This window comes from Streptomyces sp. JLYT201 (assembly GCF_059448825.1).
On sequence record NZ_CM182551.1, the window covers coordinates 743,898 to 760,029 of the forward strand.

The 16,132-nt window shown below is 74.4% G+C and carries 16 protein-coding genes and 1 pseudogene; 10 read left to right on the forward strand and 7 right to left on the reverse strand.

The window, feature by feature from the left end; genetic code table 11:
• The first annotated feature begins 24 nt into the window (after nucleotides 1–24).
• Nucleotides 25–2,652: an AfsR/SARP family transcriptional regulator gene (locus tag AC5WAM_RS03070; RefSeq protein ID WP_495521452.1), complete on the forward strand. Its 2,628-nt coding sequence runs from the start codon at nucleotides 25–27 to the stop codon at nucleotides 2,650–2,652.
• On the opposite strand, the gene AC5WAM_RS03075 is transcribed toward AC5WAM_RS03070, so the two are convergent.
• Together AC5WAM_RS03075 and AC5WAM_RS03080 are read right to left on the reverse strand one after the other, a co-directional pair.
• Nucleotides 2,649–2,852 carry a hypothetical protein gene (locus AC5WAM_RS03075; protein ID WP_495521453.1) on the reverse strand — a complete coding sequence of 68 codons (204 nt, stop codon included), beginning with the start codon at nucleotides 2,850–2,852 and terminating at the stop codon, nucleotides 2,649–2,651. The genes AC5WAM_RS03070 and AC5WAM_RS03075 overlap by 4 nt on opposite strands.
• A gap of 113 nt (nucleotides 2,853–2,965) precedes the next feature.
• On the reverse strand, nucleotides 2,966–4,420 hold the full coding sequence (locus AC5WAM_RS03080) for a DUF4334 domain-containing protein (RefSeq protein ID WP_495521454.1): 1,455 nt from the start codon (nucleotides 4,418–4,420) through the stop codon (nucleotides 2,966–2,968).
• A 340-nt stretch (nucleotides 4,421–4,760) separates the two neighbouring features.
• Between AC5WAM_RS03080 and AC5WAM_RS03085 the strand changes: the two genes are divergently transcribed.
• From AC5WAM_RS03085 to AC5WAM_RS03105, 5 genes are all read left to right on the forward strand, one after another.
• On the forward strand, nucleotides 4,761–6,278 hold the full coding sequence (locus tag AC5WAM_RS03085) for a prenyltransferase/squalene oxidase repeat-containing protein (protein WP_495521455.1): 1,518 nt from the start codon (nucleotides 4,761–4,763) through the stop codon (nucleotides 6,276–6,278).
• 1 nt (nucleotide 6,279) lies between these two features.
• Complete coding sequence (locus tag AC5WAM_RS03090; protein WP_495521456.1) at nucleotides 6,280–7,638, forward strand: cytochrome P450; 1,359 nt, start codon at nucleotides 6,280–6,282, stop codon at nucleotides 7,636–7,638.
• 34 nt (nucleotides 7,639–7,672) lie between these two features.
• The gene (locus AC5WAM_RS03095; RefSeq protein ID WP_495521457.1) at nucleotides 7,673–8,458 is read left to right on the forward strand and encodes an SDR family NAD(P)-dependent oxidoreductase; all 786 of its coding nucleotides are present in this window, start codon (nucleotides 7,673–7,675) and stop codon (nucleotides 8,456–8,458) included.
• 213 nt (nucleotides 8,459–8,671) lie between these two features.
• Entirely contained in the window at nucleotides 8,672–8,965 is a 294-nt protein-coding gene (locus AC5WAM_RS03100; RefSeq protein ID WP_495521458.1) for a hypothetical protein, read from the forward strand.
• A 42-nt stretch (nucleotides 8,966–9,007) separates the two neighbouring features.
• A complete protein-coding gene (locus tag AC5WAM_RS03105; RefSeq protein WP_495521459.1) occupies nucleotides 9,008–9,652 on the forward strand; it encodes a hypothetical protein in 645 nt (214 codons plus the stop codon).
• Nucleotides 9,653–9,758: 106 nt separating this feature from the next.
• Here the strand turns inward: AC5WAM_RS03105 and AC5WAM_RS03110 are convergent, their stop codons facing one another.
• The 5 genes and pseudogenes from AC5WAM_RS03110 to AC5WAM_RS03130 all read right to left on the reverse strand — a co-directional run.
• Complete coding sequence (locus AC5WAM_RS03110) at nucleotides 9,759–10,610, reverse strand: aminoglycoside phosphotransferase (protein ID WP_495521460.1); 852 nt, start codon at nucleotides 10,608–10,610, stop codon at nucleotides 9,759–9,761.
• 197 nt (nucleotides 10,611–10,807) lie between these two features.
• Nucleotides 10,808–11,725 (reverse strand): hypothetical protein, encoded by a 918-nt coding sequence (locus tag AC5WAM_RS03115; protein WP_495521461.1) that lies wholly within the window; start codon nucleotides 11,723–11,725, stop codon nucleotides 10,808–10,810.
• A gap of 94 nt (nucleotides 11,726–11,819) precedes the next feature.
• The gene (locus AC5WAM_RS03120; RefSeq protein WP_495521462.1) at nucleotides 11,820–12,305 is read right to left on the reverse strand and encodes a hypothetical protein; all 486 of its coding nucleotides are present in this window, start codon (nucleotides 12,303–12,305) and stop codon (nucleotides 11,820–11,822) included.
• Between the two features lie 194 nt (nucleotides 12,306–12,499).
• Nucleotides 12,500–13,030, reverse strand: a complete 531-nt coding sequence (locus AC5WAM_RS03125; protein ID WP_366789928.1) for a GtrA domain-containing protein — start codon at nucleotides 13,028–13,030, stop codon at nucleotides 12,500–12,502.
• A gap of 298 nt (nucleotides 13,031–13,328) precedes the next feature.
• Nucleotides 13,329–13,461, reverse strand: a pseudogene (locus AC5WAM_RS03130) (MFS transporter); the annotation flags it as partial.
• Between the two features lie 264 nt (nucleotides 13,462–13,725).
• On the opposite strand from AC5WAM_RS03130, the gene AC5WAM_RS03135 reads away from it, so the two are divergent.
• The 4 genes from AC5WAM_RS03135 (at nucleotide 13,726) to AC5WAM_RS03150 (ending at nucleotide 16,075) form a co-directional block, all read left to right on the forward strand.
• Nucleotides 13,726–13,920 (forward strand): hypothetical protein, encoded by a 195-nt coding sequence (locus AC5WAM_RS03135; RefSeq protein ID WP_366789927.1) that lies wholly within the window; start codon nucleotides 13,726–13,728, stop codon nucleotides 13,918–13,920.
• 14 nt (nucleotides 13,921–13,934) lie between these two features.
• Complete coding sequence (locus AC5WAM_RS03140) at nucleotides 13,935–14,729, forward strand: UdgX family uracil-DNA binding protein (protein ID WP_495521463.1); 795 nt, start codon at nucleotides 13,935–13,937, stop codon at nucleotides 14,727–14,729.
• Nucleotides 14,730–14,961: 232 nt separating this feature from the next.
• Nucleotides 14,962–15,321 (forward strand): DUF6479 family protein, encoded by a 360-nt coding sequence (locus AC5WAM_RS03145; protein ID WP_366789925.1) that lies wholly within the window; start codon nucleotides 14,962–14,964, stop codon nucleotides 15,319–15,321.
• A gap of 427 nt (nucleotides 15,322–15,748) precedes the next feature.
• Nucleotides 15,749–16,075, forward strand: coding sequence for a plasmid stabilization protein (locus AC5WAM_RS03150; RefSeq protein WP_242728139.1), 327 nt, complete (start codon nucleotides 15,749–15,751; stop codon nucleotides 16,073–16,075).
• Nucleotides 16,076–16,132: the final 57 nt, after the last annotated feature.

The window sequence follows — 16,132 nt, forward strand, 5'->3', positions numbered from 1 at the left end:
GAACAGCTCGGCGAGGAACATCAGGTGCGCGACCGGCAGAGCAGACTCTCCTTTCGGCTGCTCGGGCCCGTGGACGGCCGGGCCGGTGACGAGCCGATCGGCGTGGGGTCGCCGCAGCAGCAGGCCGTCCTCGCCCTGTTGCTGCTGGCCGAGGGCCGGGCCGTCTCGATGGCGGAGCTGATCGACGGCATCTGGGGCGAGGAGCCGCCGCGTACCGGGCACCGCACGGTCCTCACCTACGTCTCGCGACTGCGGGCCGCGCTCGAACCCGGTCGGCACGCCGGTGGGAGCAGTCAGGTCCTCCTGTCCGTACCCGGCGGATACGCGCTGCGGGCCGAGGACGTCGAGGTGGACTCCGTCCGGTTCGAGCGGGAGGCGGCCGACCGGAGCGGCAGCGTCCACGCCCGCCACGAGCGGCTGGCCGGGGCCTTGGGCCGGTGGCGCGGAACCGCGCTCGCGGGTGTGCCCGGCCCCTGGGCGCAGCGCGAGCGGGACCGTCTGGAGGAGCTGCGGTCCACGGCCCGCGAGGCACAGTTCGGCCACGCCCTCGACCTGGGCATGCACGCGCGGGCCGTGCCGGAACTCCAGGCCATGGTCGCCGAGTTCCCGCTGCGGGAGCGCCTGAGCGAGCTGCTCATGCTCGCCCTCTACCGCTGCGGGCGCCAGGCCGAGGCCCTGGCCGTCCACCGCGCCGTGCGCCAAGCCCTGCGCACCGAACTGGGAGTCGCGCCCTCCGCCTCGCTCACGGACCTACAGGAGCGGATCCTCACGGCCGACCCGGGCCTGATGGGGGCCGCGGAGCAGGGCCGGGCCGCAGCCCAGCTGATCTCCGCCGGGCCGCCGGCCGCCGCGGCGGTCAGGCCGCTCCCCCAGCAGCTCCCTGCGGGCATCGCCGACTTCACCGGCCGCGGCGCCACGGTTGACGCGATCCGCGCCGTCCTGGCGGGCGGCGGCACGGGCCAGGACCACGCGGTCACGGTGTGCACGCTCAGCGGCACGGCGGGCGTGGGCAAGACCACCGTCGCCGTCCACGTCGCGCACGCCCTGGGCGAGGCGTTCCCCGACGGACGGCTCCACGTGGATCTGGGAGCGGGCAGCACCCCCGCCGACCCCGCCAGCGTCCTCGCGGACTTCCTGGCGGCCCTGGGCACCCCGTCCGACCGGATCCCGCTGGGCCTCGAACAGCGGGCCGCGCTCTACCGCACCCTCCTCGCGGACCGGCGCGTCCTGCTCGTCCTCGACAACGCCCTGGACGCCGAGCAGATCCGCCCCCTGCTGCCGGGCACGGCGGGTTGCGCCGTCCTGGTGACCAGCCGCTCCCGCGATCTGGCGCTCCCGGGCGCGCACCGCTTCGAGCTCGACGTACCGCCCGCGTCCGAGGCGTTGGCGCTGCTCGCCGCGATCGTCGGCCCGGCGCGGGTGGCCGCCGAGCCGGAGGCAGCGCGGGCGCTCGTGGAGGCCTGCGGGCGGCTGCCGCTCGCCGTGCGGATCGCGGCATCCCGGCTCGACGGCCGCCCGGGCCGCAGCATCGCCTCGCTCGAACGACGCCTCGAGGACGAGCGTGCCCGGCTCGACGAACTGCGCGTCGGAGGCCTGGCCGTGACGTCGACGTTCCACCTCGGCTACGGGGCGCTGTCCCCCGCCGCCGCCCGCGCCTTCCGCCTGCTCGCCCTGTCCGACGCACCGGACCTCCCGCTGGCCGTGGCGGCCGCGCTCCTGGACACGGACGAACGCGCCGCGGAGCACCTGGCCGAGACGCTCGTGGACGCGGGCATGCTCGAGTCGCACGCCCCGGACCGCTACCGCTTCCACGACCTGCTGCGGCTGTACGCCCGCCACGGCACCGGGCACACGGACCGTCCCGAGGAGCACGAGGCGGCGCTCGTGCGCGTGGCGGAGCTGCTGATCGCCACCGCACTGCGGGCCGCGCGGGCCGTCGTGCCCGCGCAGACCCCGCGCGCCTGGCTGCGGCCCGTGCGGCACTCGGGCGTGGCCTTCGCGGGGGCGGAGGAGGTGCGGGAGTGGTTCGGTGCCGAACACGCGCTGCTCACCGCCACGGTCAACCAGCTGCTCCCCTGGGGTCCGCAGGCCCTGCGCACGGCCGTGGAGCTGCTCGGGGTCGTCGGGGTCAGCGGGCACTTCATGGGCCGCGCCCACTACCTGGAGATCAGCAGGATCGCGGGGGCCGCCGCCGAGCGGGCCCGCGCGCACGGGGATCCGGAGTACCGGGCCCGCGCCCTGCACACCCGCGCCTGGCTCTCCTTCCTCGCGGCGCGGCACGAGGCGGCGGAGGCCGATCTGCGCACGGCCCTCGCCTGCGCCGCCGAGACGGACGACGCTCTGCGCCACCACATGTCGGGCATCCTGCTGGCCCTGGTGCTCTGGGCGACGGACCGGCCCGAGGAGGCGGAGCGCACCCTGCACGAGGCGGCGCGGTTCGCGGGCGACCTCCAGGACCCGGACAGTCCCGCGGCCGTCGCCCAGTACGTGGCCCGTCTGTACACGGCGCTCGGCTCCCGGCAGCCCGACGTCACGGTCATGACGCCGCTGATGCGCACCGCGGACTCCACGGGCGAGTCCCTCACCACCACTGAGGGCCTGCAACGCCTGGGCACCCTGCTGCGACGCCCGGCGCCGGACCCCGCGCCCTAGCGGCGTGCCCGCGCCTTGCCGAACTCTCCGTAGACCGCGAGCACGGCCCCGACCACGAACAGCGCGGCGTACCCGGCCGTGGGCACGTCCCACCACTTCTGGATGAGGCCCCAGGAGTCCCCTCCGAAGACCCGGCCCAGGAACCCCAGGGCGCCCTGGATGCCGACGACCCAACCCACGATGGCGATGATGTCCTTCATGCCTTCAGCGTCGCCCGCGCCCGGGGTCGGGGCATCGTCCGCCGGTCGGACCTGCCGGTAGGCCGAAGGATGCACACCGGCGCCGCCGCGGGCAGGACCGTCGGTCCCGGTGGCTATTCGGCGTCGCCCGGCGGCTTCGACGGCGGCGTCGCCACGCGGGTGAGGTGGAAGTAGAAGTCCTCGGGCGCCCCCTTCTTGTCCATGAGGCCGAGGAGCACGTCGTCGGTGAGCCGCCGGAAGTGGTCGACGATGGGCAGCTGGTCATAAACCATCGCCGTGGACTGCTTGCCGCGGTGGACGACCTCATGGAGCCTCGCGAGGCCCAGTTCCTCGTACGAGTAGACGGTTCCGTCCTCGTCGCGGCAGAGCAGCGGCTCGACGTGATCGGCGTCGACGAACCGCTTGCCGTACCACCGCATCCTGGCGAGCAGCACGGCGTTCTCGCTGGTGTGCTCGAAGCCTCCGCCCTGCCAGGTGCCGACGAGGAGCTCGGGGCAGACCGGTTCGAGCTGGTCGAAGAACTCCGCGAGGCGTGCGCTGCCGCACTCTTCACCGGACGCGATGACGTCCAGAAGTTCCTGTTCCGGGCGCTGGACGCTCATGGGCTGGACCTCCCTCGGCCGGGGGCCGGACGGTGTGGGGCGGATGTCCGTGGCGCGGTCCGGCAGCGGGGCGCCGGGCCGTACGGGGTCGAAGTGGTGGTACATCCGCGCGTGCCAGAGCACGGCCCTCTCCAGGGCCACCGCGGAACCGTACCCGGCCGAGCTGAGGGGGGCCAGGGTGCGCCGACAGTTCTCCAGCGCCTCCCCTGCGCGGTCGTACGCCTCCTGCTCGCTCATGCCGAGGGCGAGGGCGTCGATCTTTCCCTCGGACTGTTCCCGCTGGTGGCCCCGGAGGTCGTTGAGCAGGCGGATCGCGAGGGCGCCCTCGCGCAGCGCGCTCCGCAGGACCGGGAGCCGCCGGGGCAGCTCCGGCTCGTCCAGGAGGGTCCACACGGCGGTGACCTGCTGCTCGACGCCGATGGTCCGGGTGCCGTGCCGCAGGTAGTCGGCCAGCCGGGGCGCGGGGCCGCCCTCGGCCCGCGCGGTCCGGGCCGCCGTGCTCTCGTGCCGCATGCCGATGAGTGTCTGATGCATGCTTTCCCGCCAGAGAGCGAGGAGTTCGGGGCGCCCGTCGCGGTGCAGATCCGCGGCGATCTCCGCCAGAGCACGCGCCAGCGGGTCGTCGTCACGACCGCCGTTGCCGCGCTCCTCCACGACGCCGTGCCAGGACAGGACGCGGTCGGCGGTCTCGCCCGGTCCCCCGTGGTCCGGCGCGTCCAGGACGTTGTCGATCGCCATCAGCCAGACCATGAGCCGGGAGATCCGGTAGCTCGATTCCGAAGGCAGCCAGGGCATCATGAACGCCGTCTGAAGGCACATCAGCGGAACGAGCGCGGGGTCCACGGGCAGCCCGCGCCCTTTGAGCCAGATCTCCAGGCGCGGCATGTTCCGCAACGCGGTGGAGCATGTGTCCGCTATGGAGACGATCTCCGAGGGAGGGTGGCCGGTCGGTAAGGAGGTGTCCACGTCGTTCAGGCTACGTACGCGCCGAGCGCGAGGGCCACGTCGACGAGCCGAGCCGCTGAACCTTGCCGCTGACCGTACGTCCCGCCGCCTCGGATCCGGCGCAGTCGGCGGAACCGCGAGAGATTGGGACCCGATGTCGACAGGATGTCCGTTACAGCCCTTACCGGACGCGGAGTTGTCGCGCTTGTCGCCCGGGGCGGACCCGTCGTCCGCGCCGGGCGGGTCGCCGACGTCGGAGCCACCGCCACCGTCGGACGCGGTACGCACGCCGGATGCCCCGCTCCCACCCCGGACATCGCCCACCCGCACCGGGCCTCTGCCGCCCGCCCTCGCCACCGCCGTGGACCGCGCGCTCGGCCTCGCCACCCGGCATGCCCTCGCCACCCAGTGGCCCGACGGCTCGTGGTCGTCCCTGCCGGGGCCGCGCATCACCGAGACCGCGCTGTGCACGCTGGTCCTGGCCCGCTCGCCGCACCCCGGCGCCGACCGGGCGGCCGCGCGGGGCCGGGTCTGGCTCGCGGGTGGGGCCGTTCCGCAGGATCACCATCCGGTGGCCCACGCGGTGGAGGCGGCACTGCTGTCGCTGGCCCTGGGCACCGGCGGTCCCCTGGACGTGAGCCACCCCTCCTTCGCGGACCGGGCGCTGTCGGCCCGTGCGCGGCTGGTCCAGGCCATCGCCCTGCACACGGGCCGGGCCACGCGCGGCGGCACCAGTCCCGCTGCGCTGCGTGCCCTGCTGGCCTCCGCCCTCGCCACCCCGGGGCGTCTCAAGCGCTGGACCCGGGTGGAACTCTGGGCCGCCCACGCCCTGGTGGAGGCGGCCCACGGCAACCGGCCTGCGGCCCGGCGCGCCGCCCGTGTGATCGCCGGCGAGCAGTCCCCCGCGGGCGACTTCTTCGGCAACCCGGTCACCACCGCTCTCGCGGCGCTCGCGCTCCAGGCCGCCGCGCCCGCCGCGGCCGCCGCCCGCGGTGCCGCCCGGTATCTGCTCACCAGCCAGCACCCCGACGGGACCTGGCGCTTCGCCACCAGCGACGTCTGGGACACCGCGCTGACCGTGCGGGCCTTTCGGGGCGCGGCGGCCTTCGACCGCCAGGGCCTTCCGGCCGCCGTCGCGTTCCTGGTCCAGGCGCAGAATCCGGACGGCGGCTGGCCGTACCGCTCGGGCGTCGAGTCCGACAACGACACCACCGCGGCCGCCCTGATCGCGCTGGGCGGCGCGAGCGGCGTGCCCGGCGCGACGGTCGGGGCCGCGCTGCGGCACGTGGCCGGGCAGCAGACGCCCGACGGGCTGTGGCGGACCTGGCAGTCCGCCGGGGATCCGCCCGTGGACGACGTGATCGCCCATGTCGTCACCGCGATCGACCGCCACCGGGGCCGCCACCGGACGCGGTCGGCCACGGCACGCCGCTGGCTCGCCGAGCGCCTCCACACCCAGGGGCGCTGGCACGCCGGGTGGTACCGGGGCCTGCCGTACGCGACCGCCGAGGTCCTGTCCGCCGTCGGCGCCGCGGCTCCCGGGGTCGTTCACCCCGCGGCCCGGGCGCTGGCCGAGACCCGCAATCCCGACGGCGGCTGGCCCGTCGAGGCTGGCGGCCCCAGCGCCCCGGCGGCCACCGGCCTGGCGCTCGCCGCCCTGGAACGCGGCGGCTTCCTGGAGGCGGGTCACTGGGCCGAGGGGCTCGCCTACCTCCTGGACACCCAGCGCGCCGACGGCACCTGGCCGGGCGTACCGCTCATGTACGGGCCCAGGCCGCTGCTCACCCACTTCCCGACGCACACCCACGCGTTCGTCGCGGAAGGCCTGTTCGCCGGGGAGCGGCGCCTGGGCGCCGCCCACGCTCCGGAGGAGGGCTGACGTGCGGCCCGACCCACTGCCCGGGAGCGTCCGAGCCCCCGTCGTGCCCGGCAGGCGGCCGCTGACCGGGCACGCCGGACGGTTCCGCGGTGACGCGCTGCGGTTCGTGTGCGAGCTGCGGCGGTACGGACCGGTGTCGCAGATCTCCATCGGCCCCCGCCCGGTCCACGTCGTCTCCTCGCCGGACCTGGTCCGGGAGTTGCTGACGTCGCAGGCCCGCTCCTTCGACAAGGGCGCGATGTTCGACGCGCTGCGCGTGCCGCTGGGCGACGGTCTGATCACCGCCTCGGGCGACCGCCACCTGTGCCACCGCCGTCTGCTCCAACCGGCCTTCCACCACGCCCGGATCGCCCGCTATGCCGACGTCATGGCCGAGCGTTCCCTGGCCCGGGCCGCGGCCTGGGATCCCGGGACCACGCTCGACCTGGTGCCGGAGATCCACCGCCTCACCCTCGACATCCTGCTGCGCACCCTCTTCGCGGCGCCGCAGGACCCCGACCTGCACACCGCCGTCAAGGACTGGCTGTCCGTCAAGTACCACGCGATGCGCCTGGCCCTGTCCCCGCTGCACGCCTGGGCCGAGCGCCTCCCGCTCCTTCCGGCGTGGCGGCCCCCGGACGACGGCCCGCTGCGGCGCCTCGTCGCCGTCCAGCACCGGATCGTCGACGCCTACCGCGCCACCGGCCACGACCGCGGCGACCTGCTGTCGATGCTGCTGCTCACCGGCGGCCCGGACGGCGCCCTGACCGACGCCGAGGTGACCGACGAACTCATCACCCTCTTCCTCGCCGGTACCGGCACCGTCAGCGCGTCCCTGGCCTGGACGCTGTACGAGGTGTCCCGCCGCCCCGACGTCCAGCGGCGCCTCCACGACGAGCTGGACACCGTGCTCGCCGGACGCCCCTGCGCCTTCGACGACCTGCCCGCCCTGGTCTACACCCGGCAGGTGCTGGCCGAAGCGCTGCGGCTGCATCCGCCGTCGTGGCTGCTGATGCGGCGCGCGGTGCGGCCGGTCACCCTCGGCGGCGTACGGCTCCCGCCGGGCGCCGAGGTGTTCTTCAGCCCGTACGCCCTGCACCGCGACCCCCGGTCGTACGAGGAGCCCGACCGCTTCGCCCCCGACCGCTGGTCGGGCCGGGCCGCGGCGAAGGCGGCACGCCACACCTACCTTCCCTTCGGCGCGGGCGCTCGGCTGTGCCTCGGCGAGGACTTCGCATGGACCGAACTGACCCTGGCCCTGGCCGCGTTCACGGCCCGCCGAAGTCTGGCCCCGGCCGGTTCCGCCCCCGTACGCCCCCTGGCCGGAACGGTCCTGCGCCCCGACCGCCTGCTGCTCAGTGCCCACGCCCGCCCGTCCTGACCCACACCCCGTACGCCCTGGCGAGGAGCCACACATGACAGCGCACGCACAGCCGTCGGCCGACTCGGACCCGGGGCCCGCCCGGCTGCGCGACCGGGTCGCCCTGGTGACCGGTGGCGCCTCGGGGATCGGCGCCGCGTGCGCGACGCGGCTCGCCTCGGAGGGCGCCGTCGTGGTGGTCGCGGACCTCGACGAGGAGGGCGCGCGGCGGGTGGCCGAGCAGATCACGGCGGCCGGTGGCACCGCCCTGCCCCGCCGCGTCGACGTCACCGACCCCGACAGCGTCGGCCTCGTCGTCACGGAAGCCGCCGCCTTGCGCGGGGGCCTGCGCGTCGCGGTCAACAGCGCGGGGGTCATGGGCCCGCTCGACCCGCTGGCCGACCTCTCGCCCGCCGACTTCGACACCGTGATGAAGGTGAACCTCTACGGCGTCTTCCACGCGCTGCGCTGCCAGCTCCCCGCGATGGCGCCGGGTGGTGTCATCGTCAACCTCGCCTCCATCGCGGCGCATTCGGGCTTCCGTGGCCACGCCGCCTATGCCGCCGCCAAGCAGGGCGTCCTCGCCCTCACCCGGACCGCGGCCCGCGAGTACGCCGATCGGGGGCTGCGCGTCCTTTCCGTGTCACCGGGCGTGGTCGACACGCCCCTGCTGGCGAAGCTGCCGCCCCATACCGTGGACGGCCTCGTCGGCTCCCTCCCCCTGCGCCGCACCGCCCACCCGGCCGAGGTCGCCGCCCTCGTGTCGTTCCTGGTGTCCGACGACGCCTCGTACGTCACGGGCAGCGACCACGTCGTCGACGGCGGCTATCTGGCCAAATAGACAGACCTGGCTGATCCGCGACCGATGCTGACCAGGGCCGCCTCACCACCCGTTCCGCTGAGCCGGACGGGGGCTGGTCGTCCGCCGGGCCCCTCGGCATAGTCGGTGTGCCCGCGACCACGGAGAGGCGGGTTGACGCAGTTCACAAGTCCAGGGGGAACGTTGAAGGACGCAGAGACACACGCATTACCCAGTCGCCGCCAGGCGCTGCGCGTGGGCGCGGCAGCCGCGGTGGCGGCCGGAGTGCCGACGATCGCCGCACCGGGCGCCCACGCGTCGGAGCGCTCCGCACGCGGGAGGAACGGCGTGCCCGACGGCACGACGTTCATGGCGTGGAAGGGCGTCACGGGCGACGAGCGGGTCTGGTGGAACCGCTGGGACAACGGCAGTTGGTCCGTACCGCAGCCCGTGCCCGGCGCCCTGTCGAGCGCGGGAGTCGCCTTGGCCGGGCCGCCTGGCGGACCGCTGTACCTGACCTGGAGGGGCTCGGGCGAGGAACAGATGTAGACGGCCCGGTTCGACGGCTCCTCCTGGACCTGGCCGGAGCGGGTGCCCGACGCCAACGGCTCGGTCGGCCCGGCGCTCGCCTCGTACGCGGGCGTGCTCCAGGCCTGGAAGGGCGTCTCAGGCGACCAGCGGATCTGGTGGAACCGCTGGAACGGAGGGTGGTCGGGCAACCAGGTCGTTCCTGGCGCCCTCTCCAGCTTCGGTCCCGCCCTGGCCTTCGACCGCTACGGCACCGGCGTACCGCACATGGCGTGGAAGGGCGCCGAGGGCGACGAGCGGATCTGGTGGAACAGGTACCTGGGCGGAGGCTCGGGCAGCAACAACTGGACCAACCCGGAGCAGGTGCCGCTGTCGGGCGCCACGACCCGGGCCGGGGTCGCCCTGGCCAGTCCTCCCGAGGGGGGCCTGTACATGGCGTGGAAGTCCACCGACGCCGAGGAGAACATCCTGTACAGCCGCCTTTCCGGCAGCACGTGGCTGAGCCCGCGAGGGGTGCCGGGAGCGCGCAGCAGCGTCGGCCCCGCCCTCACCGTGAACTCCGGATACCTTTACATGACCTGGAAGGGCGTCACGGGCGACGAGCAGGTCTGGTGGAGCAGGCTCGTCGGCAACACGTGGTCGGTTCCGCAGCACGTGAGTGGCGCCCGTTCCTCCTTCCGTCCGGCGCTGGCCACGATCGGCAGCTGACGGCCGTGCGCGGTCGACAGCGGTCGGCAGCGGTCGGCAGCGGTCGGCAGCGGTCGGCAGCGGTCGGCAGCGGTCGGCAGCGGTCGGCAGCGGTCGGCCGACGGTGTCAGCCGCCGGGGCGCGGGGCGATGGCGGCGAGGAGCCGTGCCGTGTCCTCGTAGCGGCGGATCTCGGCGATCGCGGCGCGGGACCGCTCGGTTGGATTCTCGCGGAGGCGTTCGTTGGTCGTGACGAGACGGAAGACGAGGGCGCGGGCGACGTACGCGACCGCGTCGGGTCCGTTCGCGGAGACGGCCTCGTGGAGCAGGCCGGGGCCCGCGCCGTGCCAGATCAGGGCGTCAGCCACCACGACGGCCTCGCCGAAGGCCGGTGGGCGCCAGTAGGGCGAGAAGTCGATGACGGCCGGGGCCAGACCCGGCGCGACCAGGACGTTGCCGGTGAGGTCGCCGTGCACGAGCTGGGGTCTGGCCTGCGGCTTCGGGCCGAACAGTGAGGTCAGCGCCTCGTACGGCGCACGCACCGCGGGGAGCAGGTCGGGGTCCTGCTCCTGCCAGGCGACCCGGTCGCCGGTCGCCCACCAGTCGCTGCGGCGGTCCAGGAAGCCGGGCCGGGGCACGTGGGCCAGCGCGCGGTGGAAGGCGCGCCCCGCGGCGATGATCTCGCCCCAGCGGGGTGCGGCGGCGTGGTCGGGTTCGACCCCGGTGACGACGTGGGACGCGGTCCAGCCGTCGTGGCTCCAGGCCCCCGTCGTGGCACGCAGGGGCCGCGCGACACGGAAGCCGTCCGCCACCACCGAGGCCATGATGTCGCCCAGCCATTCGGCGAACTCGGGGTCCGGGCCGGTCGGCTTGAGCACCACGTCCCCCACGCGCACGCTCCGGCCCTCCCCGCCGGGCAGACGAACGGACCGGCCGACCAGACGGAAGGCGGCGCGTACGTCTCGTCCGGGGATGGTCATGGGCACGCTTCGCTGTCGGGGAGCAGGGTGGAGGGGGCAGGGTCGAGAGGGCGGGCAGATCGCACGGTAGTGGCCCCGGCGCTCCCCCGGCCAACGGATTTCCGTCGGTCCCGACCGGCTGTTTGCCGGTCGGCCCACGCCGACTGGAAGCCTGCGGCAGCCCTGGCACGCCCGGCTGACGCGGTACCGGCGGCCGGTCAGCCCCGCCTGGTTGCCCCGTCGACGCGGGCGCCGGGCCGCAGTTCGATGCGGACCGTGTCGTCGTCCTCGATGACGAAGGTGGCGTCCCTGTCCTCCCGCCAGCCCAGGGGAAGGGCGTAGTACCGGTGGTCGCGCTCGACCAGGAGCCGCAGGCCGCTGTACCGGTAGCGGTAGCGCAGGCCCTTGCCGAGGTCCTCGGCGACGACGCCGGGGCCGGTCAGGCTGAGGCGTTCGGTGCTGAGGACGACGACGGCCACGCGGTTCACCAGGCGGTGCGAGGTGCGCCGCGCGTCGTGGCGGCCCAGGTCACTGGCCGCCAGGGCCACGACCCACATCAGGAACACCCCGGCGACCACGAGGGACGCGGCTCGCTCCCACGCGCGTCGTCGCCGGGGCGAGCGGGCGGTGGCCGCCGAGGTCTGTCCGAGCAGCAGCCCCATGGCGACGCAGAGGGGTGCGAGCCAGTTCAGGCCGCCGAGCGGGCGCCACAGGGGCATCAGGGCGACCCCGGCGACGATGAGGAAGGGGTGCAGCCGCGCGAGGGTGTGGCCGTACTCCCGCACGGCCCGCACCTGGCGCTCGGGGACCCCGAGCAGGGCCATCAGCTCCGGCGTGTACGGGATGAGGACGAGCACCGCGAGGGTGGCGAAGACCGGAAGCGTGACGAGCCGCAGGCTCCGCAGGGCGAACTCCAGCGAGTCGAACCCGACGGCGAACGTGCCGAGGTGGAAGTAGCTGTAGAACGCCTCGACGTAGAGGTAGCCCGCGTAGAGCATCAGCGCCACGACGAAGGAGCCCGCGCCGAGCAGGGAGTTGGCGTACTCCAGGGGACCGCCGGTCTCGGCGTCGGGTGGTGTGTCCGGTGGCCGACGCGCCCGTGGCGGGCGCGGGGCCGGGCGGACCGGGCCGCGCACGCGGGGCCGGGGGCGGCGGCGCGGGCCCGCTCCCCTCGGTGGTGTCGTACGGTCCGGTCTGCGCGGGGGTGGGTCCGGTGCGGCCATCGGCGCCTCAGGAGCCGTCGTCCGTCGTGGGCGGGACGTCCTCGGAGGCTTCGGGCGTGGTGGACGGCGGACAGGTGGCGGCCGCGCTGCCCGGGTCGCCGCACGGGGGCGGCGGAGGGTCGGTGGTGGCGCCACCGGAGAGACCTCCGGACGCGGTCGGTTCCCCACCGCCGTTGCCGCCGGTGTCCCCGCTGGGGTACACGCCGATGCCTCCGACGGAGCCGCCCGTGCCTCCCGGCTCGACGGGGGGTGCGGAGACCGGCGGGATGTCGTCCCCGCCTTCGCCCGCGCCGCCGTCGCGGTCTGCGCCGCCGTGGCCGCTGGGCTCGTTCGCGCCGGAGTCTCCGGACGGCGCGGAGGCGGACCGGTCGGACCCGTCGCGCGGGTCCGATGGGGTGCCTCCCCCGCCCCCGCAGCCTGACGCCCCGCACAGCAGGAGAGCCACCACGAGGCCCACCGCGCTCGCGTCCCTGACACGTCGCCCTGTCCGCATCGCATCCCCCTGGACAGCCCGTACGTACGCTGCGCTGCCTGCCGAAAGGATCCCACCGGGCCGCGCGGTCCGCAGCACCGTGCGCGCTCGGCGTAGGGAATCTGAGTCCGTTGGCGGACGGGCGGGGCTCTCGACGCCGTACGTCTTCCCGGCGTGACCGTACCGGCCCGAACGTGCCGGTATCGGCGGAGCGCTCAGGCCGCGCGGCAGAGCACCGCGGGACGGGCCGGGACCGCGGCGCGGGCCACGGTGGCGTGCACGGGAGAGGCGGGGGTGGCGGCGGGGGCCGCGGCCCGCGAGCGGTTCCGGGCGAAGACGACGAGGCGCAGGACCACGAACCGCGCGACACCGGCGAGCGCGGAGGCCGACAGATAGACGACCTGCTCGAGCACCGCGCCGGGCGCCGCCACCAGCTGCTGCAGGACGACCATCGCCACGCAGGTCACGACGTACGCGGCCGCCGCGGACCCGGCCGACTGCACGTGCTGGCTCCAGGTGGCCCGACCGCCCTTGCCGAAGGTGAAGCGGGCGTGCAGCTCGGTGGCGAGGAGCGTGGAGACCACGGTGATCAGCGCGTTGGCCAGGGCCCAGGGCAGCCAGGAGGCGAGGCCCGCCACGGCGAAGCTGGAGGCGAGGCCCACGCCGCCGCCGCAGAGCACGAAGCGGGCGAAGGCGGTGACGGCGCCCGGTGCTGCCACCTGCTGCTGGCTCTGCGCTGTCTCCATGGTCCGACCCCTTCGATGGTTCTCCGCGAAACGCGCGCCCCTCGGCCGGTGAGACCGAGGGGCGCCCCCTCATGTCGCCATCATGGCACATCCATGGCGCCATCGCGAGCCATTTATGGCGCCACGTGCATCACTGGTGGCGCCACCTTGCGGCGGGATGGTAAAGACGCAGGTCAGGACGTTGGGTCAGCTACGCCTCGCCTCGGGAGTGCGGCACATGCCACAGCTGTCACAGACAGACTCGGGTCCACCGTGGCACCGGCCTGGCACCAGCCCACGCGCCGACGGCATCGGTGGCGCCCCCGGGCCGGGGCGAGATGGGTGACGAAGGCGGTGGCGCTGCCCGCGTAGACGATCTCGCCGAGGGTGCAGACCACGGAGACCGCGGCGACGGCCGGGGCTCCCCCGCCGCGCCCCCGGGAGGTGGCCGCGCGGCCGGGCCGGGCCCGGCGGAGCCCGGGTCGCTGGAAACGGGCACCCTGCGCCTCGACGCCCTCGCCCACCCGCTGGCGCCTGCGGCTGCTGCGCACCCGGGCCCGTGGCCCCCACACCACCGGCGAGCCGGCCCACGCCTGGGCACTCTCCCGCCTTGCCGGCGGCCGTGCTGCGCCGAGCCGGAGCGGCCCGCCGTGGCCGCGGCGGGCTCCCCCGCGCCCGGGTCGCGCAGCGCGGACGCCCGACGTAGACCTGGAGTCATGAGCGAGGAGAAGACGACATGGCATCCCGGTGAGATCGTGCCCTCCAGCGGGATCTACGAATGCGACTGCGGCGGCGGGCACCACTGGAGCACCGATGTGAAGGGCCACCGGTTCCCGCCGTTCCCCGCGGGCTGCTCGGGCGAGTACTGGCGGCTCCAGACGCAGGCCCACCCCGAGGAATCACTCGGCTGACCCAAGGGGGTACCGTGCCGGGCCCGACCGACCAGGCTGCCGACAGCGCTCTTCCGTATGTGCCCGCGCGGGGCGGGATCCCGGCGCTGCGACGCGCCGCCGCCGACTGCCGCGGCTGCCCGCTGTACGCGAAGGCCACGCAGACCGTGTTCGGCGCGGGTCCTGCCCGCGCCCGCCTCATGCTGGTCGGAGAGCAGCCCGGCGACCAGGAGGACCGGGCCGGCGAGCCGTTCGTGGGTCCGGCCGGGCGGCTGCTCCGCTCGGCGCTCGACGAGGCCGGAATCGACGCCGAGCAGGCCTACTTCACCAACGCGGTCAAGCATTTCAAGTTCGCACCCGTCACTGAGGGCCGAAAGCGCCGCATCCACAAGGCGCCGAGTCTCGGCGAAATGGCCGCGTGCCGCCCCTGGCTCGCGGCCGAGATCAAACGGGTGGACCCGGAACTGGTCGTCGCACTCGGCGCGACCGCGGGGAAATCGCTGCTGGGCAATTCCTTCAAGGTGACCGCGTCGCGAGGCGCCCTGCTCTCCTTGGCACCAGGAACCGAGCTGCCGCTCGCCGAGGAGCGGAGCGGCAGCGGCAGCGGCAGCGGCAGCGGCAGCGGCAGCGGCAGCGGCAGCGGCAGCGGCAGCGGCAGCGGCAGCGGCAGCGGCAGCGGCAGCGGCAGCGGCAGCGGCAGCGGCGAGAACGCCGATCGCCGACTGCTGGCCACCGTGCATCCCTCAGCGGTACTGCGCGCCAAGGACCGGAACGAGGCCTTCGCGGGGCTCGTGTCCGACCTGCGCGTGGCATCCCGCTTTCTCAGCTGACGCGCCTCGGGCGGCACCGGACGCCCGCAACTTCATACCGCCCGGCACATGCGGGCCGCCCCGGAATCCGGCAGGCCCAGGCACCTGCCCCCTGAAAAGTGAATACCTATTCCGAAGTCACATAGTACGTAACTCCGAAGCCACATAGTACGTAACAGCGGATCGCCACCCGGACCGATAGGAGGCATAAATGACTGGCTATTTTTCGGACAGGGGCGGGTACAACACTCATATGAAGACCATGGAGTGGGAACTCGCTGCTTCCTCCGGCACGGCGTTGCTGATGTGGATTGCCGGTCTTGCCGTGGTCGGCGTTCTCATCGCCGCCTTCATCTTGGGCCGCCGCGTACAGGCGAGGGAGGCCAGGCGGCCGCGTCCGGACGAACAGCCGCACCTCCCCGAGGACGGCCCCGTCAGGGAAGTCCGGGAGTACCGGGACCCGGACGAAGTACCGCACGACGGCGGCTGGCTCACCCCGCACGAGCTGAAAGAGGGCTACGGCCAGTCGAGCACGCACCCCAGCCCCTCCCAGGACCCCAAGGACCACAGGAAGGGGCGCGGCAGCAGCTTCGGAGGCGGCGGCCTCGGATAGCGGTCCGCACCACGTGTCACCGGTGTCCCACGGGGCCGCCTCCGGACGTCTCGGGAGGCGGCCCCGTCCGTTTGCCCCGAGAGTGGAAGGGCAGACGATCAGCGTGCTTCGGACAGGAGGCGCGTTCGCGAAGCGGTACCGCCCATGTCGTGTGCGGCCTCTGCGAGGGCCGCACAGTGGCCACGCCGCGACGTCCCCCGCACGCACGCGCAGGCCGAGGAGCGAGTCCCACGTCCAGGGACGCGTCCGTCGACAGCAGCCCGCACCGCATGCCGCACCACCGCGGGCGCCGCGTCCGCGCGTTCGACGGGGCCCGGCCGAGGCCGTCGACCGCCACGAACCCGAGCGGGGCACCGCACGCGGACCCGAGCGAGTGACCCGACACGAGAGCCACCGCACAGGAAACAGAACCGAGAGAGGTCGTCCCATGCCTGCTGGATCCAGCAAGAAGCGTGAGCGCCAGTACGAGCACATCAAGGAGAGCGCGGAGAAGCGCGGGGAGTCCACGAAGCGCGCGAAGGAAATCGCCGCCCGGACGGTCAACAAGGAGCGGGCGCGCTCCGGCGAGTCCAAAACCGCGAGCAAGACCTCGACGCAGGACAAGAAGTCCGCGTCCCAGCGCGGCGGCGAGCGCTCGCACAGCGGCTCCCAGGGCCCCACCCGCGACCAGCTGTACGAGGAGGCCAAGAAGAAGAACATCGAGGGCCGCTCGTCGATGAACAAGAAGGAGCTCAAGCGGGCCCTCGGCCACTGAGGATCCCTCGCGGGCTCATGTTCGCGTACGGCGGGTACCCGTGCCCGCCGTACGGCC